This window comes from Azotobacter chroococcum, assembly GCF_004339665.1.
Taxonomy (GTDB): Bacteria; Pseudomonadota; Gammaproteobacteria; order Pseudomonadales; family Pseudomonadaceae; genus Azotobacter; species Azotobacter chroococcum.
The window spans coordinates 24,842-44,337 of sequence record NZ_SMMU01000005.1; the positions used below are offsets into that span (position 1 = coordinate 24,842).

18 protein-coding genes are annotated in these 19,496 nt (G+C 67.7%); 12 read left to right on the forward strand and 6 right to left on the reverse strand.

The annotated features are described in order from the left end of the window. Positions 1–67 precede the first annotated feature (67 nt). A complete protein-coding gene (gene purU / locus EV691_RS06420; protein WP_039802735.1) occupies positions 68–919 on the reverse strand; it encodes a formyltetrahydrofolate deformylase in 852 nt (283 codons plus the stop codon). A 522-nt stretch (positions 920–1,441) separates the two neighbouring features. On the opposite strand from purU, the gene mvaT reads away from it, so the two are divergent. Further along, positions 1,442–1,822, forward strand: a complete 381-nt coding sequence (gene mvaT, locus EV691_RS06430) for a histone-like nucleoid-structuring protein MvaT (RefSeq protein ID WP_039802732.1) — start codon at positions 1,442–1,444, stop codon at positions 1,820–1,822. Between the two features lie 76 nt (positions 1,823–1,898). Here mvaT and sbcB read toward each other — a convergent pair whose 3' ends face one another. Then, the gene (gene sbcB / locus EV691_RS06435; protein WP_039802730.1) at positions 1,899–3,329 is read right to left on the reverse strand and encodes an exodeoxyribonuclease I; all 1,431 of its coding nucleotides are present in this window, start codon (positions 3,327–3,329) and stop codon (positions 1,899–1,901) included. Positions 3,330–3,451: 122 nt separating this feature from the next. Between sbcB and EV691_RS06440 the strand changes: the two genes are divergently transcribed. From EV691_RS06440 to EV691_RS06465, 6 genes are read left to right on the forward strand one after another with little or no spacing between them, the layout of a single operon-like run. Next, positions 3,452–4,180, forward strand: coding sequence for an RDD family protein (locus EV691_RS06440; RefSeq protein WP_131301244.1), 729 nt, complete (start codon positions 3,452–3,454; stop codon positions 4,178–4,180). Further along, the gene (locus EV691_RS06445; RefSeq protein ID WP_131301246.1) at positions 4,177–5,154 is read left to right on the forward strand and encodes a stage II sporulation protein M; all 978 of its coding nucleotides are present in this window, start codon (positions 4,177–4,179) and stop codon (positions 5,152–5,154) included. The genes EV691_RS06440 and EV691_RS06445 overlap by 4 nt, the downstream gene beginning before the upstream one ends. Further along, positions 5,141–6,634: a DUF4129 domain-containing protein gene (locus EV691_RS06450; RefSeq protein WP_207390277.1), complete on the forward strand. Its 1,494-nt coding sequence runs from the start codon at positions 5,141–5,143 to the stop codon at positions 6,632–6,634. The genes EV691_RS06445 and EV691_RS06450 overlap by 14 nt, the downstream gene beginning before the upstream one ends. Next, complete coding sequence (locus EV691_RS06455) at positions 6,631–7,788, forward strand: DUF4350 domain-containing protein (RefSeq protein WP_131301248.1); 1,158 nt, start codon at positions 6,631–6,633, stop codon at positions 7,786–7,788. The genes EV691_RS06450 and EV691_RS06455 overlap by 4 nt, the downstream gene beginning before the upstream one ends. Continuing rightward, a complete protein-coding gene (locus tag EV691_RS06460; protein WP_131301250.1) occupies positions 7,785–8,771 on the forward strand; it encodes an AAA family ATPase in 987 nt (328 codons plus the stop codon). The genes EV691_RS06455 and EV691_RS06460 overlap by 4 nt, the downstream gene beginning before the upstream one ends. After that, entirely contained in the window at positions 8,768–10,099 is a 1,332-nt protein-coding gene (locus EV691_RS06465; protein WP_131301252.1) for a DUF58 domain-containing protein, read from the forward strand. The genes EV691_RS06460 and EV691_RS06465 overlap by 4 nt, the downstream gene beginning before the upstream one ends. On the opposite strand, the gene EV691_RS06470 is transcribed toward EV691_RS06465, so the two are convergent. Then, the gene (locus tag EV691_RS06470; protein ID WP_131301254.1) at positions 10,096–10,461 is read right to left on the reverse strand and encodes a PilZ domain-containing protein; all 366 of its coding nucleotides are present in this window, start codon (positions 10,459–10,461) and stop codon (positions 10,096–10,098) included. The two genes, EV691_RS06465 and EV691_RS06470, sit on opposite strands and share 4 nt — an antisense overlap. A 203-nt stretch (positions 10,462–10,664) precedes the next feature. On the opposite strand from EV691_RS06470, the gene EV691_RS06475 reads away from it, so the two are divergent. Beyond that, positions 10,665–11,591 carry a universal stress protein gene (locus tag EV691_RS06475; protein ID WP_131301256.1) on the forward strand — a complete coding sequence of 309 codons (927 nt, stop codon included), beginning with the start codon at positions 10,665–10,667 and terminating at the stop codon, positions 11,589–11,591. Between the two features lie 60 nt (positions 11,592–11,651). Further along, the gene (gene pyk / locus EV691_RS06480) at positions 11,652–13,103 is read left to right on the forward strand and encodes a pyruvate kinase (protein WP_131301258.1); all 1,452 of its coding nucleotides are present in this window, start codon (positions 11,652–11,654) and stop codon (positions 13,101–13,103) included. 46 nt (positions 13,104–13,149) lie between these two features. Here pyk and EV691_RS06485 read toward each other — a convergent pair whose 3' ends face one another. Further along, complete coding sequence (locus tag EV691_RS06485) at positions 13,150–14,307, reverse strand: GGDEF domain-containing protein (RefSeq protein WP_131301260.1); 1,158 nt, start codon at positions 14,305–14,307, stop codon at positions 13,150–13,152. 185 nt (positions 14,308–14,492) lie between these two features. Here EV691_RS06485 and EV691_RS06490 point away from each other — a divergent pair, with 185 nt between their 5' ends. Together EV691_RS06490 and tsaA are read left to right on the forward strand one after the other, a co-directional pair. Further along, positions 14,493–16,013, forward strand: coding sequence for a fumarate hydratase (locus EV691_RS06490; RefSeq protein WP_131301262.1), 1,521 nt, complete (start codon positions 14,493–14,495; stop codon positions 16,011–16,013). A gap of 146 nt (positions 16,014–16,159) precedes the next feature. Next, positions 16,160–16,852 carry a tRNA (N6-threonylcarbamoyladenosine(37)-N6)-methyltransferase TrmO gene (gene tsaA / locus EV691_RS06495; protein WP_131301477.1) on the forward strand — a complete coding sequence of 231 codons (693 nt, stop codon included), beginning with the start codon at positions 16,160–16,162 and terminating at the stop codon, positions 16,850–16,852. Between the two features lie 64 nt (positions 16,853–16,916). Here tsaA and fpr read toward each other — a convergent pair whose 3' ends face one another. Continuing rightward, positions 16,917–17,693: a ferredoxin-NADP reductase gene (gene fpr / locus EV691_RS06500; RefSeq protein WP_131301264.1), complete on the reverse strand. Its 777-nt coding sequence runs from the start codon at positions 17,691–17,693 to the stop codon at positions 16,917–16,919. A gap of 116 nt (positions 17,694–17,809) precedes the next feature. Between fpr and EV691_RS06505 the strand changes: the two genes are divergently transcribed. Next, positions 17,810–18,736, forward strand: coding sequence for a LysR family transcriptional regulator (locus tag EV691_RS06505; RefSeq protein WP_131301266.1), 927 nt, complete (start codon positions 17,810–17,812; stop codon positions 18,734–18,736). 22 nt (positions 18,737–18,758) lie between these two features. On the opposite strand, the gene erdR is transcribed toward EV691_RS06505, so the two are convergent. Then, the gene (erdR, locus tag EV691_RS06510) at positions 18,759–19,406 is read right to left on the reverse strand and encodes a response regulator transcription factor ErdR (RefSeq protein ID WP_131301267.1); all 648 of its coding nucleotides are present in this window, start codon (positions 19,404–19,406) and stop codon (positions 18,759–18,761) included. Positions 19,407–19,496: the final 90 nt, after the last annotated feature.

The following is a 19,496-nucleotide window of genomic DNA, read 5'->3' on the forward strand; positions in this document are numbered from 1 at the left end:
TCCCGCCAAGGCGCCCGGCCGGCGCACGACCGGCAGGCTGCCCGTCAGCCTGCCGGCCCCACCCTTCTCAGGCGAACACCACCGTGCGGTTGTCATGCACCAGCACGCGGTCCTCGAGGTGATAGCGCAGCCCGCGGGACAGCACCATCTTCTCCACGTCCTTGCCGAGGCGCACCAGGTCCTCGACGCTGTCCCGGTGAGTGATGCGCACCACGTCCTGCTCGATGATCGGGCCGGCGTCCAGCTCCTCGGTGACGTAGTGGCAGGTCGCGCCGATCAGCTTCACCCCGCGCAGCGAGGCTTGGTGATAGGGCCGGGCACCGACGAAGGACGGCAGGAAGCTGTGGTGGATGTTGATGACCTGCATGGCGAACTCCTGGCACAGCTGCGGCGGCAGGATTTGCATGTAGCGGGCCAGCACCACGGTGTCGGCGGCATGCTCGCGGACCAGCCGGGACACCTCAGCGAAGGCCGGCTCCTTGTTCTGCGGATCGACCGGCACATGGTAATAGGGAATGCCGTGCCACTCGACCATGCTGCGCAGCTCGTCATGGTTGGCGATCACGCAAGGGATCTCGCAAGCCAGTTCGCCGCTGTGCCAGCGGTGCAGCAGGTCGGCCAGGCAGTGCGATTCACGGCTGGCCATCAGCACCACGCGCTTGAGCTGGCTGGAGTCGGTGACCCGCCACTCCATGGAGAACTCGCGGGCGATCGGTGCGAAGGCGCGGCGGAACTCCTCGAGATCGAACGGCAGGGAATCCGCGCGGATTTCATGGCGCATGAAGAACCAGCCGCTGTGGGTATCCGAATGGTGGCTCGCCTCGGTGATCCAGCCGTTGTAGGTGGCCAGGAAATTACTGACCTTGGCGACGATGCCGACCCGGTCGGGACAGGCGATCACCAGCCGAAATGTACGCATGATGGGAACAACTCCAGAACTCGCGAAAGCGTCATTCTAGCCACAGCGCCGGAAAACTTCAGTAACCCACACGCGAGCCGGGGAGATCGGCCAACAAGCAGCCGCGCCACTTCGCACAACAGCCGGATTGCACTGCAGCGACGGATAAAGGCGGGATATCGCCGCGCTGTTGTGGATTGAAGGGTCACATCAAACAGGCCGGCACGGAACTCTTCTCGAAGCCCCTTTATTAGCGGTCCGCCGGCCGTTCACTTGATTTTGTCGACATGCGCCACGGCGACTGTGCCGGTGATTCTATTAACGGTGGTCATGGCCAGAGTCGCGCCAGGACTGATTCTGCCCAAGTATTAGCGGCCTATAAATCCTGCTGCGGCTATTTCCACGGCGACTTTCTGCATACGGCGACAAAGGCCGTAACTAAAGTTGAACAAAGTTCTCCTGGATATTTACTTGCCAACAATGCCTGACTATCATTGTCCCAGAACTCGTCTAATCACCCCTCCGGGGTTCAAGGTAAGTAAAATGTCCCTGATCAACGAATACCGCGCCACCGAAGAGGCCATCAAGGAGCTTCAGGAACGCCTGAAGAATCTCTCCCAGGACGACAAGCTGCAGAAAGAACTGGAGTTCGAGGGCAAACTGCGCAAGCTGATGGGGGAATATCAAAAGTCCCTGCGCGACATCAATGCCCTGCTCGATCCGGATGCCAAGTCCGCGCGTGGCGCACGCAGTGCCAAGCCGGCCCCGGCGCCTGCCAAGCGCGCCCGCAAGGTCAAGCAGTACAAGAACCCCTACACCAATGAAACCATCGAAACCAAAGGGGGCAATCACAAGACCCTGAAGGAATGGAAAGCCCAGTACGGCGCCGATGTCGTCGAGGGCTGGGCCACTCTGCTCGACTGAGCAGAAGTTGCCGGATAATCAAGGGAGCGCCGGCACTGCCGGCGCTCCCTTATAAGTACTGATTTAGCGCAATACCTCACATGGCATAGCGCTCGCGCAACTGCCGTGCATATTCGCGCCAGGCCAGCAGTATCGATCGATGCTCACTGTCAGCTTGGACGAGCAGTTGCTCCAGCTGCACATTGAAACCCTCCAGTGTGTTGGGTGCTCCCCAGGCAGCATCGTTCAGACGCCGCCGGCAGAAATCCCGCCAACTCTCGCCTTCGGCGGCCGTCAAAGTTTCCTGAAAATTGCGCGCCCGATAGCGGAACAGCAACTCGGGGAGACGCGCATCGTCGAACCCCCAGTTTTGCCTGCCCAGACTTTGCGGCTCGGCCCGGCGCACTTGTTCGCAAAGACGCCGGTCCCGATCACCAAAGAATCCGCCATACAACTGCTGCTCCGGGTCCTCGCTGGCGGAAAATTCATCGCCCACATAAATCTGCGGCAGTTTTTCCTGCCACACTCCTTGGGCCGCAGACAACAAGTCCACGCGCCTTTGGCACTCTGCCATGTCCAGTTGCAGACGCCCAACATCTTTTTCGCGCAATACCGACAAGGGCGCCAATACCGGACAACGATTGATATGCACGAGTTTCAGGGGGACCGGCAATTCATTGTCGGCCATATCTTCTCGACGGGTATACAAACGCCGGCGCAGAACTTCCGCATCGAGATCGAGCAATGGCGCAGGGTCGGCCTGCAGGTCGCAGACGATCAGGGCATTGCGGTTGGACGGATGCCAGGCCAGCGGCAGGACCACCGCCAGGTAGCCTCGCTCGGCGGCGAAGCGCCCGGAGACGTGCACCAGGGGATGCAGCAGCCTGATCTGATCCAGCACCCGCTGCTTGCTGCGCAACTGATAGAGATAGCCGTACAGCTTCGGCTGACGCTCGCGCAGCAGCCGGGCCAGGGCGATGGTCGCGCGCACGTCGGCCAGGGCGTCGTGGGCCTGGCCGTGGTCGATGCCGTTGGCCGCGGTGAGCCGCTCCAGGCGGAGGGTGACCCGGCCCTCCTCCTGCGGCCAGTGGATGCCCTCGGGACGCAGGGCGTAGGCCGTGCGCAGCAGGTCGATCAGGTCCCAGCGGCTGTTGCCGCCCTGCCACTCGCGGGCGTAGGGATCGAAGAAGTTGCGGTAGAGCGCGTGACGGCTGATCTCGTCGTCGAAGCGCAGGCTGTTGTAGCCGGCCGTGCAGGTGCCGGGGCGGGCCAGCTCGGCGTGCAGGCGGGTCACGAACTCGGCCTCGCACAGGCCCCGCTCGGCGAGCAGCTGCGGGGTGATGCCGGTGACCAGACAGGCCGCCGGATGCGGCAGGATGTCGTCGGCCGGCCGGCAGTAGAGGTTCAGCGGCTCGCCGATCTCGTTGAGCTCTTCATCGGTGCGGATTCCCGCCACCTGCAGGGGGCGGTCGCAGCGCGGATTGATGCCGGTGGTTTCGTAGTCGTACCAGAAGATGCTGGAGGTCACTGGGGAGATTCCCGTCGATGGAATGGCGCCAGTCTACCATTCGCCCCGAACCGGACCGGGGCGGTTGCCTGGCGGCCGGCGGCTGGCTAGCATCGGGCTTTCAGTGCGAGCACGGCCGACCGATGTCCGCGTCCCCCGCCCAGCCCTCCGACGGCACCGTCCGGCAGCCGCCTCTGGATACCCGCTATCTGGTGGAGACGCCCGAAGGCATCGACCTCGTGCTGCACCCTGCGGGCCTGGTGCCGCGCGCCCTGGCCTTCGCCGTCGACCTGATGGTCCGCGGGCTGATCCTGCTGCTGGCCTTCCTGCTCCTCGGCCAGTTCGGCGAACTGGGCATGGGCCTGGCCAGCCTGACCTTCTTCCTCGTGACCTGGTGGTACATGGTGCTCTTCGAGGTGCTCAACCAGGGCCGCTCGCCCGGCAAGCAGCTGCTCGGCCTGCAAGTGCTGCACGACGACGGCACCCCGGTCGGCTGGGCCGCCTCGCTGACCCGCAACCTGCTGCGCGTCGTCGACCTGCTGCCGTTCGGCTACAGCCTGGGCATCCTCAGCTGCCTCGCCCATCCGGCCTTCAAGCGCCTGGGCGACCTGGCCGCCGGCACCCTGGTGGTCTACCGGGAACGAGCGCAGCCGCGCCCGTCCCTGCCCGAGGTCGCCGCGCAGCCGCTCCCCTTCGCCCTGCAGGCAGACGAGCGGCGCGCCCTGCTCGCCTTCGCGGAGCGCCAGGCCGGGCTGTCCACCGGGCGCCGCCGCGAACTGGCGGGCATCCTCGCCGGGCCGCTGCAGGTGCCGGAAGCGCAGGCCGAGGCCCGGCTGCTCGGCATCGCCCGCGAACTCATGGGTCCGTCATGAAGCAGAACGCCTTCGAACGACGCCACCAGGCCGAGTGGCAGGCCTTCGCCCGCCAGCTCGACGCCCTCGAGCACGGCAAGGCCGGGCCGGACAGCCGCCAGTTCCCCGCCGCCTACCGGCGCCTCTGCCGGCAGCTGGCGCTGGCCGAGCAGCGCGGCTACGGCAGCCGGCTGGTCGAGCAGTTGCAGCAGCTGGCGCTGCGCGGCCACCGCCAGTTCTACCGCCACCGCAGCCACCTGGGTGCACGCTGCATCGGCTTTTTGCTCGGCGGCTTTCCCCGCCTGGTGCGCGAGGAGTGGCGCCTGGTGCTGGCCGCCAGCCTGCTGTTCTACGCCAGCCTGTTCGGCATGGGCCTGCTGGTCTACCTGTTTCCGGAGCTGGTCTACAGCCTGCTCACCCCCGAGCAGGTGGCGCAGATGGAGGCCATGTACGACCCCGACGTCAGCCGCCTCGGCCGCTTCGGCGAGCGCAGTTCCGCGGCCGACTGGATGATGTTCGGCTACTACGTCATGCACAACTTCGGCATCGCCTTCCAGACCTTCGCCAGCGGCCTGCTGTTCGGCCTCGGCAGCCTGTTCTTCCTGCTCGTCAACGGCCTGTCGATCGGTGCGGTGGCCGGCCACCTGAGCGGCATCGGCTACACCGACACCTTCTGGCCGTTCGTGATCGGCCACGGCGCCTTCGAATTGACCGCCATCACCTTCTCCGGCGCCGCCGGCCTCAAGCTCGGCTGGGCGCTGTTCGCCCCCGGCCGCCTGACACGCGGCGAGGCCCTGCGCCAAGCTGCGGCGTGCAGCGTGCGGCTGGTCGCCGGGGTACTGCTCCTGCTGCTGGTCGCCGCCTTCGTCGAGGCCTACTGGTCGTCCATGACTCTTCCCGGAGCGCCGCTCAAGTACGCGGTCGGCGTCCTGTTCTGGGGGCTGGTGGCGGCCTACTTCCTGCTTGCCGGACGCACGCGCCATGCGCCTGACTGACAGCGTCGCGGTCCTCCGCCCGCGCAGCCCCTGGGAAGCCATGGACCTCGGCGTACTGCTGGCGCAGCGCCATGCCGGCCTGCTGATGCTCGCCTGGGCGCTGCCCGCCCTGCCGCTGCTGGCCCTGCTCAGCCTGCTGCTCTGGGAGAGTCCCGGCTGGGTGCTGCTGATCTTCTGGTGGCTGAAGCCGCTCGGCGAGCGCCTGCCACTGTTCATCCTCTCCCGCGCCCTGTTCGGCGCGACGCCGCGCCTGGGCGAGAGCCTGCGCGCCCTGCCCGGTCTGCTCCGCGCGGAATGGCTGGCCAGCCTGACCCGGCGCCGCTTCAGCCCGACGCGCAGCTTCGATCTGCCGGTGCTGCTGCTCGAGGGACTCGCCGGCAAGGAGCTGCAGCAGCGTCGCGCCGTGCTCGCGACAGGGCCCGGCAAGCGCGGCGCCGGCTGGCTGACCCTGGTCGGCCTGCATCTGGAGCTGGCCCTCTGGCTCGGCCTGCTGGCCTTCCTTTATCTGCTGTTGCCAGCGCAGACGAGCCTCGCGCTCGACTGGCAGCAACTGCTGGAGGGCACACCGCCCGACCGGCTGTGGCTGGAGCATCTGACCAACGGGCTCTATGCCTTGGTGCTGATGGTCTGGGAACCGCTGTATATCGCCTGCGGCTTCGGCCTCTATTTGAATCGCCGCGTGCACCTGGAGGCCTGGGATCTCGAAGTGGCCTTCCAGCGCCTGCGCCGGCGCCTGGGCACCACGACCGGCATCCTGCTGCTCGCCGCCGGCCTGGCGCTGGCGCTTCCCGACGCGGCCCTAGCCCAGCCGCCGGCCCCGCAGCCCGCCCAGGCGCTGGGCCGCCAAGCGGCCCGCGCGGACGTCCAGGCCCTGCTCGAGCAACCGCCCTTCAGCCACCGCGAAGAAATCACCCGCTGGCGCTTCGGCGATCCGGCGCAGGCGCCGGACGTCGACGTCCGGCCGTCCGCCCCCTCCCCCCTCGCTCGCCGGCTGGCCGAGGCGCTGGAAATCCTCCTGTGGGCAGCCGTCGGTGCCGGAGCCGTGCTGCTGGCTTGGCGCTACCGCGACTGGCTGGCGGCCTTCGCCGGGCGCCGCCTGCCGTTCGCCCGACGCGCCCCGCCGCCGCCAGCCGAGCACGCAGCTCCCCACCCCGCTCCGGCGGCACTGCCCGCGGACATCGCCACGCAGGCCGAGCGGCTGTGGGCCGACGATCCCGGGCAGGCGCTGGCCCTGCTCTACCGCGGTCTGCTCGAGCGCCTACGCGAGGATTACCGGCTGCCGCTGAGCGAGGCCGACACCGAGGGCGAGGTGCTGCGCCGGGTCCGCCGGCTGGAGCGGGCCGAACTGCAGCAGCTCGCCGAAACCCTGACCCGGCACTGGCAGAACCTCGCCTACGGCAAGCGTCTGCCACCGGCCGAACTGAAGGACGAACTGCTCGCGGCCTGGCGGCGCCAGTTCGGCAGCGGGGGCACGGCATGAGCGGAGCGCGCCGCCTCGCCCTGGCAGCCAGCGGGCTGGCCCTGGCGCTGCTGGGGGCCTGGCTGCTCGGCCAGCTGCATCCCTACCGGGAAATCGTCGAACGCGGCCCGACGCCGCAGGCCCGCGCCAATCCCTACCTGGCCGCCGAACTCTTCCTGCGCCGCCAGGGCCTCGAGGTGCAGCGCGCCAGCGGCCTGGAGACCCTGGCGGCCAGCCCCGGGCGCGCCCAGACCCTGCTGCTGCTCGGCGGTCGCGAGCACATGACGCCGCGCCAGGCCGAACGGGTGCTCGACTGGGTTGCCGCCGGCGGGCACCTGGTGTTCGTCGCCGAACGGCTGTGGGACGAAAAGACCGGCCGCAGCGGCGACCTGCTGCTCGACGGGCTGGGCATCCAGCAGCATCTGAGCGCGGACCTGGCCATCGGCGAGCCGCGGAACGGCTACCGGCGCCGGGCAGAGCTGGCCCGCTTCTACGTGCAGAACGAGAGGACGCCGGCCTATTTGGCCTTCGACAACGCCTTCCACCTCTACGACAGCCGCCACCGCGCCTACGCCTGGGCCAACAGCGGCGAGGCCACCCATCTGCTGCAGGTGCGCCACGAACAGGGCCGCGTCACGGTGCTGACCGACGCCTGGATCTGGGAGAACGGAGAAATCGGCGCCCACGACCACGCCTGGCTGCTCTGGCACCTGAGCCGGGACAGCCAGGTCACCCTGGTCTACCGGGTCGCCGGCGACAGCCTGGCGACCTTGCTGCTGCGCCATTTTCCCGCCGCCCTGCTGGCGCTCGCCCTGCTGGCCGGCGGCCTGGTGTGGCGCGCCAGCCTGCGCCAGGGCCCGCCCCTGCCGGTCGCCGGCCCGGCACGCCGGCAACTGGAGGAACACCTGCGCGCCGGTGCCGACTTCCTGCTCCACCGCTGCGGCCAGGCCAGCCTGCTGCAGGGCCTCCAGCAGGATATCCGGCGCCGCGCCGGCCAGCGCGATCCGGGCTTCGCCGAGCTGCCCGAGGAGGCGCAGTGGCAGCTGCTGGCCCGCTTCGCCCGGCTGCCAGCCGGGCACATCGGCCGGCTCATGCGGCCGCTGGGCAAAGCGCTGCCGGCCGCCGACTTCACCCGCCAGGTCGCCGACCTGCAACGACTCAGGAACGCCCTATGAAGGATGCAAGCACTCCCCCAACGCTCTCCCGCCAGCAGGCCGGCCAGTTGCTCCAGGCCCTGCGCGCGGAGATCCGCAAGGCGGTGATCGGCCAGCAGGCGGCCATCGACGACCTGCTGACCGCACTGATCGCCAACGGCCATGTGCTCGTCGAGGGCGTCCCGGGACTCGGCAAGACCCTGCTGGTGCGGGCCCTGGCCCGCTGCTTCGGCGGCGACTTCGGGCGCATCCAGTTCACCCCCGACCTGATGCCCAGCGACGTCACCGGACATGCCGTGTACGACCTCGCCAGCGAGCAGTTCAAGCTGCGCAAGGGGCCGGTGTTCACCCACCTGCTGCTCGCCGACGAGATCAACCGCGCCCCGGCCAAGACCCAGGCGGCCCTGCTGGAAGTCATGCAGGAGCGCCAGGTGACCCTGGAGGGTCGCGCCCTGCCGGTGCCGCAGCCGTTCCTGGTGCTGGCCACGCAGAACCCGATCGAGCAGGAGGGCACCTATCCGCTGCCGGAGGCCGAACTGGATCGCTTCATGCTCAAGCTGCGCATGGACTACCCGGAGGCCGCCGACGAGCTGGCCCTGGTCCGCCAGGCGGCCCGCTCGACCCGCGCCGACATGCTCGAGGTCGCCGAGCTGCGTCCCCTGCTGCAGGCCGCCGACGTGCTGGCGCTGCAGCAACTGGCCAGCGAGGTGCCGCTCGACGAGCAGGTGCTCGACTACGCCGTGCGCCTGGTGCGCCGCACCCGCGACGGCGCCGGCCTGACCCTGGGCGCCGGGCCGCGCGCGTCGATCGATCTGGTGCGCTGCGGCCGGGCCCGCGCCCTGCTGCGCGGCGGCGACTTCGTGACGCCCGACGATATCCGCGACTGCGCCCTGGCCGTGCTGCGCCACCGGGTGTGCCTGGCGCCAGAGCTGGACATCGAGGGCCTGTCGGTGGATCAGGTGCTGCTGCAGCTGCTCGACCAGGTCGCGGCGCCGCGGCCATGAAGCCCTCGCGCCAGCTTCTCATCCTGCTCGGCGTCCTGTTCCTCGCCGCCCTGCCGCTCGGCGTCCAGTCGGCCCTGTACGGCGAGGAATCGCCGGCCTTCGGGGCACTCTGGTGGGGACTGCTGTCCGCCCTGCTGCTGCTCGCCGGCCTGGATGCCGCCTGGCTGCACTGGCGCCCCTCGCCCCGTCTGCAGCGCCGGCTGCCGGGCCACCTGTCGCAGGGCCGCTGGAGCGAGGTGCGCCTGAGCTTGGAGCACGATTATCGGCTGGCGCTGTCCGTGGAAATCTTCGATCACCTGCCGGCCGGCATGAGCGGTGAGCCGCTGCCGCTGCGCCTGAAGCTGCGGCCCGGCGAAGCAACCGAGTGCGGCTACCGGATCCGCCCCCTCGAGCGCGGGCATTTCCGCTTCCGGCACTGCGAAATCATTCTGCCCAGCCCGCTCGGGCTATGGCAGGGACGGCGCCGGCTGGAGTTGCCCGGCGAGACCCATGTCTACCCGGACTTCACCCGCCTCTACCGGGCCCGGCTGATGGCGCTGGACACCTGGCTCGGCCGTCTCGGCATGCGCCAGCTGCCGCGCCGCGGTCTCGGCCAGGCCTTCCACCAGCTGCGCGAATTCCGCGACGGCGACACCCTGCGACAGATCGACTGGAAGGCGACGGCGCGCAAGCACACGCCCATCGTCCGCGAATACCGCGACGAGCGCGATCAGCAGATCCTCTTCCTGCTCGACTGCGGCCGGCACATGCGCAGCCGGGACGGCGAACTCGCCCATTTCGACCACGCCCTCGACGCCTGCCTGCTACTCGCCTACGTAGCGCTGCGCCAGGGTGACGCGGTGGGGCTGGCGACCCTCGCCGGCGAGCAGGACCGCTACCTGGCTCCGGCCAAGGGCGACGCCCAGCTGCACGCCCTGCTCAATGCCGTCCACGACCTGCAGACCACCCGCCGCCCGGCGGACTTCGCCGCCGCGGCGAACCTGCTGCTGCGCCGCCAGCGCCGCCGCGCCCTGGTGGTGATCCTCAGCAACCTGCGCGACGAGGACGACGGCGAGCTGCCGGCGGCGGTCCGCCGCCTGGCCCGCCACCATCGGGTGCTGGTCGCCAGCCTGCGCGAGGAAGTGCTCGACCGGCTGAGCCACACGCCGGTGGAAAGCCATGCGGACGCCCTGGCCTACTGCGGCACGATCGACTACCTCAACGCCCGCGCCGCCCTGCACCAGCACCTGGCGGCAGCAGGCATCCCGCTGCTCGACGTGCGCCCCGCCGAGTTGGGGCCCGAGCTGGTCGGCCGCTACCTGGCCTGGAAACGGGCCGGCGTGCTCTAAGCCGATGCGGCGTTGGGGTTGGGATGGAAGGTGAAGTACTGGCGCAGGACGTCGACCAGTTCGAGGTAGCCGACGGGCGGATCGGCCAGCTCGAAGCCCGAGTCGAAGCTGCCGGGCGTCACGTCCTCGCGGGTCCAGCGGCAGGTAGCGGAAAAGTCGATGTAGTGCTGCTGGCCTTCGCGCCCCGGAATCTTCAGGCGCATGTCGAACTCGGCCAGCACCAGCATCGGCCATGGACTGATCAGCATGAGACCTTCCCGGGAGATGTTGCCGATATAGCCCATGGGCTTGTCGGTGACCCGATTGAACACCTTGAGATAGTAAGGCAGTTGATGACGTTCGATACGGCGCTGGATAGGCATGATTAATGACAAATCGCTAGTCCGGTTTTTGAGTATGACCCCAAGGTCGGTTAGGAACCAGTGTCCCATTATCAGAGACCAGCCGCTTCGCTTTTATGCTCCCGTCGGTACGCAATATCCCGCTTGAGTTAGTCTGTTATGCATCGGACATCCTGGCCGCCGCCCGGGTGCACTGCGCAATGCCAAGAGCCAAGGAGACAATGATGAACCTGCGCCAGTTGCTCGTCGTGATCGACCCCACCCAGGAGGCCCAGCCGGCCTTGGAGCGGGCCGCCTGGCTGGCTCGCAGCAGCGGTGCCGCCCTGGAACTGCTGGTCTGCGAGTTCGAACCCGCCCTGGAGGGCAGCCTGCTGTTCGACGACCGGCAGACCGAGCAGGCACGCGCCGCACTGCTCGCCCACCGCCACGTGCGGCTCGAGGCGCTGGCCGCCCCGCTGCGCGCCGAAGGCCTGCAGGTACAGGTCGAGACACGCTGGGGCAAGCCGCTGCACAGAATGATCCTGGCCCGGGTCGAGGAGCTGAAGCCGGACCTGCTGTTCAAGGCCGCCACCCACAGCCATGGCCTGCTCGAGCGCCTGCGGCTGAGCAATACCTGCTGGCAGCTGCTTCGCCACTGCCCGGTACCACTCTGGCTTGTGCATCCCGGCCAGTGGCGGGGCCAGCGCCTGTGCGCGGCCCTCGATCCGCTGCACAGCGCCGACAAGCCTGCCCATCTTGATCATCGCCTGATCGCCACTGCCCGCGAACTGGCCGAGCGCCTGCAGCTGGACGCCCATTACCTGCACTGTTATGCGCCGCTGCCACGCAGCCTGGTCTTCGATGCCGAGCTGGTCGCCACCTACGACGCCTATGTCGAGCGCGGCAGCCGGCAGCACCGCCAGGCCTTCGAGCAACTGCTTGCGCCCTATGCGATTCCTGCCAGCCACCGTCATCTGGAACAGGGCTATCCGGAAGAGGTGATTCCCCGCTTCGTGCGCGACCGGCAGGTCGATCTGCTGCTGATGGGCGCCGTCGCCCGCGGCCATCTGGACAACGCGCTGATCGGCAATACCGCCGAGCGGGTACTGGAGGCGCTGGAGTGCGACCTCCTGGTGCTCAGGCCGCAGCCCGGGGAAAGTAGTGCGGCATGACAATGACTAAAGCCCTCCGGCGTAGTAGCCTCGCAGGCAGCGTCCCATAAGGAGTTCCGCATGACGTTTCGCCGCACCAAAATCGTCGCCACCCTCGGCCCGGCCACCAGCTCGCCCGAACGTCTCGAGCAGCTGATCCTCGCCGGGCTCGATGTCGCCCGCCTGAACTTCTCTCACGGCAGCGCGGACGAACACCGCGCCCGTGCCCATCTGGTCCGCGAACTGGCCGCCAGGCATGGCCGCTTCGTTGCCCTGCTCGGCGACCTGCAGGGGCCGAAGATCCGCATCGCCAAGTTCGTCGACAAGCGGATCGAGCTGGCCGTCGGCGACCACTTCCGCTTCTCCGTCACCCATCCGCGCGATGCGGGAAGCCAGGAGGTGGTGGGCATCGACTACCCGGACCTGGTGAAGGATTGCAACGTCGGCGACGAACTGCTGCTCGACGACGGCCGGGTGGTCATGCAGGTCCTCGAGAAGACTGCCGACGAGCTGCACTGCACGGTGCTGATCGGCGGCCCGCTGTCCGACCACAAGGGCATCAACCGGCGCGGCGGCGGCCTCACCGCACCGGCCCTGACCGCCAAGGACAAGCAGGACATCAAGCTGGCCGCGGAACTGGACCTGGACTACCTGGCGGTATCCTTCCCCCGCGACGCCGCCGACATGGAGCTGGCCCGGCGCCTGCGCGACGAGGCCGGCGGCAAGGCCTGGCTGGTGGCCAAGATCGAGCGTGCCGAGGCAGTCGCCGACGACGCGACCCTCGACGGCCTGATCCGCGCCAGCGATGCGGTGATGGTGGCGCGCGGCGACCTCGGTGTGGAAATCGGCGACGCCGAGCTGGTCGGCATCCAGAAGAAGATCATTCTCCATGCCCGACGCTACAACAAGGCGGTGATCACCGCGACGCAGATGATGGAGTCGATGATCCACAGCCCGATGCCGACCCGTGCGGAAGTCTCGGACGTGGCCAACGCCGTGCTCGACAACACCGACGCGGTGATGCTCTCGGCGGAAAGCGCCGCCGGTGAATACCCGGTGGAAGCGGTGCAGGCCATGGCGCGCATCTGCCTGGGCGCGGAGCGTCATCCGACCAGCACCCGTTCCAGCCATCGCCTCGGCCACATCTTCGAGCGCTGCGACGAAAGCATCGCTCTGGCGGCCATGTACACCGCCAACCATTTCCCCGGCGTGAAGGCGATCATCAGCCTCACCGACAGCGGCTACACGCCGCTGATCATGTCGCGCATCCGTTCCTCGGTGCCGATCTTCGCCTTCTCGCCGCACCGCGAAACCCAGGCGCGCGTGGCGCTGTTCCGCGGCGTCTACACGATACCCTTCGACCCGGCGGCCGTGGCGCCGGAGAAGCTCAGCCAGGCGGCGGTGGACGAACTGCTCAAGCGCGGGGTGGTCGAGCCGGGCGACTGGGTGATCCTCACCAAGGGCGACAGCTACAATACTACCGGCGGCACCAACGGCATGAAGATCCTCCACGTGGGCGAGCCGCTGGCCTGATCCGCAGGGTCTGAATCGCATGGCCGCCTCCGGGCGGCCATTTCTTTCAGGAGGAAGCCGAGCGACGATCGGCACGGGCATCGCTGGGTTCCCAGCTCGCCTCGCAGCGGTTCCGGCCATTGTGCTTGGCCCGGTACAGGGCCTGATCGGCACGCTGCAGGGCGAGGTCCAGGTCGTCGCCGTGCTGCAGGCGGGTCATGCCGATCGACAGGCTGAGACCGCCCAGCGACAGCCCCAGTGGCTCGGCGGCGGCGAAGGCTTCGCGCAGCCGCTCGCAGCAGATCGAAATCTGGTCCAGGTTGACATTGGGCAGCAGCAGCACGAATTCCTCGCCGCCGTAGCGGGCCAGCACGTCACCCTCGCGCAGGCAGGCCTGCGCCAGCGTCGCGAAGGTCTGCAGGACCCGGTCCCCGGCAGCATGTCCATAGCGGTCGTTGATGCGCTTGAAATGGTCCAGGTCGATCAGGGCCAGGCCGTACTGGGCCTGGGCCGGCAGGTTGGTCAGCTCGTGCTCCGCCAGGCGCAGGAAATGCCGCCGGTTGCAGAGCCCGGTCAGCTCGTCGGTGGAAGCCTGATCCTCCAGCTGGCGCATCATGCCGCGCAAGGTGTTCTGGTGCGCCACCAGGGCATGGCGCCGTTGGCGCATGCGCTGGCGCATCGCATTGACGTGGCGGCCGAACAGGCAGAGCCAGAAGAGCAAGGCGGACAGGGTAGCCAGCTGCAGGAAAGGCGGCTCGGCGGCAAACTGCAGTTGGAAGGAGGCGTCCGACCATTCGAGTCCGACGAAGCCGACGAAGGCGAAAGCCGCACAACGCGCGAAGGCGCGCGGAGGCAGTTGGAACAGACCGAACAGCAGGATCGGCATGTAGAATGCCAGCAAGGTGCTGCGCGCTGCATCATCCAGACAGCCGAGCAGGACGGTCTGCCAGAACAGCGCGACCAGCACCTGCGCCTCAATCATCCCGGGGTCGCGCAGGCGCAGGTTGCGCCCGCTGCGCAACAGCAGGAAGAACACCAGTTGGCTGAGCACGAGCGGAATGGCGCCAAGCAGCAGCACGTCGAGCGAAACCCGGCCATGGCCGGTCACGATCGCCAGCGTCAGCAGCAGCAACACCATGGCGTAGGTTCCCTGCGCCATGGCAAAGCGGTTCAGCAACAAACGTTGCAGGGCCTGCGGCTCCAGCGGCGTAGTGGAAGTGTTCATGGGGTCCATCCCGTGACAACGCCAATTGGACACTGTACCGGCTGGGCAGACGCCTGCCTAGCCGCCATACGTCTTTGGCCAAAGCGGTTGCTCCCGGTCGTCCCGGGCACGTTATACTGCGGCGATTTTTCGCACCGGACACGGGTTCGGCGCATCGAAGTTCCTGCCCAATAAAGGAGCGCAGCATGACCGTGATCAAGCAAGATGATCTGATTCAAAGCGTCGCCGACGCCCTGCAGTTCATCTCCTACTACCACCCCGTCGACTTCATCCAGGCCATGCACGAGGCCTACCTGCGCGAAGAGTCGCCGGCTGCCCGCGACTCCATTGCCCAGATCCTGATCAACTCGCGCATGTGCGCCACCGGTCATCGCCCGATCTGCCAAGACACCGGCATCGTCACCGTGTTCGTCAAGGTCGGCATGGACGTCCGCTGGGACGGCGCCACCATGAGTGTAGACGACATGATCAACGAGGGCGTGCGCCGCGCCTACAACCTGCCGGAAAACGTCCTGCGCGCCTCGATCCTGGCCGACCCGGCCGGTGCCCGCAAGAACACCAAGGACAACACCCCGGCGGTCATCCACTACTCCATCGTCCCCGGCGACAAGGTGGAAGTGGATGTCGCGGCCAAGGGCGGCGGCTCCGAGAACAAGTCGAAGATGGCCATGCTCAACCCCTCCGACTCGATCGTCGACTGGGTGCTGAAGACCGTGCCGGAAATGGGCGCCGGCTGGTGCCCGCCGGGCATGCTCGGCATCGGCATCGGCGGTACCGCCGAGAAGGCCGCGCTGCTGGCCAAGGAATCCCTCATGGACGAGATCGACATCCATGAGCTGAAGGCTCGCGGCCCGCAGAACAAGATCGAGGAACTGCGCCTCGAGCTGTTCGACAAGGTCAACCAGCTGGGCCTCGGCGCCCAGGGCCTCGGCGGCCTGACCACCGTCCTCGACGTGAAGATCAAGGACTACCCGACCCACGCCGCCTCCCTGCCGGTGTGCATGATTCCCAACTGCGCCGCCACCCGTCACGCCCACTTCGTGCTCGACGGCTCCGGCCCGGCCAGCCTGGAAGCCCCGCCGCTGGACGCCTATCCGGAAATCGTCTGGGAAGCTGGTCCGAGCGCCCGTCGCGTCAACCTCGACACCGTCACCCCGGAAGAAGTGCAGAGCTGGAAGCCGGGCGAGACCCTGCTGCTCAATGGCAAGATGCTCACCGGTCGCGATGCCGCGCACAAGCGCATGGTCGACATGCTGAACGCCGGCGAGAAGCTGCCGGTGGACCTGAAAGGCCGCTTCATCTACTACGTCGGCCCGGTCGATCCGGTGCGTGACGAGGTGGTCGGCCCGGCCGGCCCGACTACTGCCACCCGCATGGACAAGTTCACCCGTCAGATCCTCGAAAGCACCGGCCTGCTGGGCATGATCGGCAAGTCCGAGCGCGGCCCGATCGCCATCGAGGCGATCAAGGACAACAAGGCCGTGTACCTGATGGCCGTCGGCGGTGCCGCCTACCTGGTCGCCCAGGCGATCAAGGCCTCGAAGACCTTGGCCTTCCCGGAACTGGGCATGGAAGCCATCTATGAATTCGAGGTCAAGGACATGCCGGTCACCGTGGCCGTCGACAGCCTGGGCGAGTCGGTGCACATCACCGGCCCGGCGCTGTGGAAGCAGAAGATCGCCGACTCCCTGGTGAAGCTGAGCTAAACCTGCACTCCGGGCCCGCCAGCTCGGCGGGCATCTCGCAACAGGCCCATGCCCCGCGCATGGGCCTGTTGCTTTTCGGGAGCGCGAAGTCCCGCGAGCGGCGCGAAAGCGCTACCATGGCGCCCCGTCTTCACCCGCCCGTCGCCATGTCCCATTCCGTTTCGCCGATCGGCTACCTGCGCTCCTGCTTCAAGGAGAAATTCGCCATTCCGCGCCAGCCGCAGTTGGCCCCGGCCGCCCGCGGCATGCTGGAGCTGCTGCCTCCCTTCGACCAGGCGCAGGCCATCGAGGGACTCGAACAGGTCAGCCATGTCTGGCTGCTGTTTCTCTTCCACCAGGCACTGGAGGACAAACCGCGCCTCAAGGTCCGCCCTCCCCGCCTGGGCGGCAACCGCTCGCTCGGGGTGTTCGCCAGCCGCTCGACCCACCGGCCGAACGGCATCGGCCAGTCGGTGGTCAGGCTGGAGAAGGTCGAGGCGGGACGTCTGTGGCTGTCCGGCATCGACCTGCTGGACGGCACGCCGGTGCTCGACGTCAAGCCCTACGTGCCCTATGCCGACTGCCTCCCGCAGGCCCGCAACGCCATTGCCGAAGCGCCGCCGCCGGTGATCTCGCTGGAGTGGAGCGAGCCGGCGCTGCTGCAGGCGCAGGCGCATGCCGTGCGCCTCGGCGAACCGCTGATCGAGCTGATCGAGCAGTGCCTGGCCCAGGATCCACGGCCGGCCTACCAGGTGCCGGAACCGTCGCGCCGCTACGGGGTGCGCTTCTGGGATGTGGAGGTGCGCTGGCACTACCCGCAACCGGAACGGATTCGCGTGCTGGAAGTGTTACCCGCCTGAACGGCACGCCGCGCAAAACGAAGAAGCCCGGACAGGCCGGGCCTCGCGGGACGGGAGATGAGCTCTACTTCTCGACGAAGGCGCGCTCGATCAGATAGTCGCCCGGCTCGCCCATGCGCGGGGAGATCTTCAGGCCGAAGCTGTCCAGCACGTCGCAGCTCTCGTCGAGCATGCTCGGGCTGCCGCAGATCATCGCGCGGTCGTCCTGCGGGTTGAGCGGCGGCAGGCCGATATCCTCGAACAGCTTACCGCTGCGCATCAGGTCGGTGAGACGCCCTTGGTTGCGGTAGGACTCGCGGGTGACCGTCGGGTAGTAGATCAGCTTCTCCCTCACCGCATCGCCGAAGTACTCGTTCTGCGGCAGGTGCTCGGTGATGAACTGCTGGTAGGCCAGCTCGCTGACCTGGCGCACGCCGTGGATCAGCACCACCCTCTCGAAACGCTCGTAGACCTCCGGGTCCTGGATCAGGCTCATGAAGGGCGCGAGGCCGGTACCGGTGCTGAGCATGTAGAGGTGCTTGCCGGGCAGCAGGTCGCCGGTCACCAGGGTGCCGGTGGGCTTGCGGCTGACCATCAGCTGGTCGCCCTCCTTCAGGTGCTGCAGGCGCGAGGTGAGCGGACCGTTCTGTACCTTGATGCTGAAGAACTCGAGATGCTCCTCGTAGTTCGGGCTGGCAATGCTGTAGGCCCGCATCAGGGGGCGCCCCTCGGCCTCGAGGCCGATCATCACGAACTGACCGTTCTCGAAACGCAGGCCGGGGTTGCGGGTGGTCTTGAAACTGAACAGGGTATCGTTCCAGTGATGAACACTGAGGACACGCTCTACGTTCAGGTTGCTCATTAGGGGCTCCTTCGAGGGGATGGCGCTGCCTTGCGGCACTATTGCCGCCAATTCTAGGAGGCGGCAAACTATCTGTTAAGTAAATTATCAAGATATGGATAATCGGTTATATAGATATGCGATTCACCCTGCGCCAGCTCGAGGTCTTCGCCGCCGTGGCCCGCCTGGAAAGCGTCACCCGCGCGGCCGAATCCCTTGCCCTCTCCCAGTCCGCGGCCAGCACCTCGCTGACCGAACTGGAGCGCCAGTCCGACTGCCAGCTGTTCGATCGCGTCGGCAAGCGCCTGAAACTCAATGCATTGGGCCGGCAACTGCTGCCCCAGGCGATGGCGCTGCTCAACCAGGCACGGGAGATCGAGGATCTGCTCGACGGCAAGGAAGGCTTCGGCTCGCTGGCCGTCGGCGCCACACTGACCGTGGGCAACTACCTGGCGACCCTGCTGATCGGCGCCTTCATGCAGCGCCACCCGGAATCGCGGGTCCGGCTGCATGTGCAGAACACCGCGCACATCGTCCAACAGGTGGCCAACCACGAGCTGGATCTCGGCCTGATCGAGGGCTGCTGCCAGCATCCCGACGTAGAGCTGCAGCCGTGGGTGGAAGACGAGCTGGTGGTGTTCTGTGCTCCGCAGCACCCCTTGGCGCAGCGCGGCCGGGCGAGCCTGGACGAGCTCGCCGGCGAGGCCTGGATTCTTCGCGAACAGGGTTCGGGCACCCGCCTGACCTTCGACCAGGCCATGCGCCATCATCATCCGGCGCTGAACATCCGCCTCGAGCTGGAGCATACCGAGGCGATCAAGCGGGCAGTCGAGTCCAGCCTGGGCATCGGCTGCATCTCCCGCCTGGCCCTGCGCGATGCCTTCCGGCGCGGCAGCCTGGTGCCGGTGGAAACCACGGAGCTGGACCTGAAGCGGCAGTTCTGCTTCCTCTGGCACAAGCAGAAGCTGCACACCGCCGCCATGCGCGAATTCCTCGAACAGTGCCGGGCACTGACCGCCGGGGTGCGGCGCAGCGACGAGATCGTCCTGCCGCCGATCGCCTGACGAGCGGCGGCTGCACCAGGGGTCAGGCCGGCAGCGATTCCAGCTGCTGCAGCAGCAGGGCCGCCTGGGTGCGGGTGCGCACCCCGAGCTTGCGGAAAATCGCCGTCACATGGGCCTTGACGGTCGCCTCGGAGACGCTCAGCTCATAGGCGATCTGCTTGTTCAGCAGGCCGTCGCAGACCATGCTCAGCACCCGGAACTGCTGCGGCGTCAGGCTGGCCAGACCGGCGCTGGCGGCCTTCGCCTCGGCGGAAACGCTGACCGTTTCCTGGAGCTGCGGCGGCCACCACTCATCGCCGTCGAGCACCGCGCGCACCGCCTGCTGCAGGGTCTCCAGGGCGCTGGATTTGGGAATGAAGCCAGTCGCGCCGAACTCGCGGGCCCGTGCCACCACCGCGGCGTCCTCCTGGGCGGAAATCATCACCACCGGAATCTGCGGGTACTGTCCGCGCAGCAGGACCAGCCCGGAAAAGCCGTGGGCGCCGGGCATGTTGAGATCGAGCAGGACCAGGTCCCAGTCCGCCTTTTCCTCCAGGCGGGCCTCCAGCGCGGCGATGCTGTCCGCCTCCACCAGCCGCACCACGGGGCCCAGCCCGATGGTCAGCGCCTGCTGCAAGGCACTGCGGAATAGCGGGTGGTCATCGGCGATCAGGATTTCATAAGAAAGCATTGGCGGATTCCGTTTCTTGTCGTGAAGACCTGATGCGACAGCGAGCCGGGACAGGCCAAGGCAACCTGACCAACGACTCCACACCCGCAG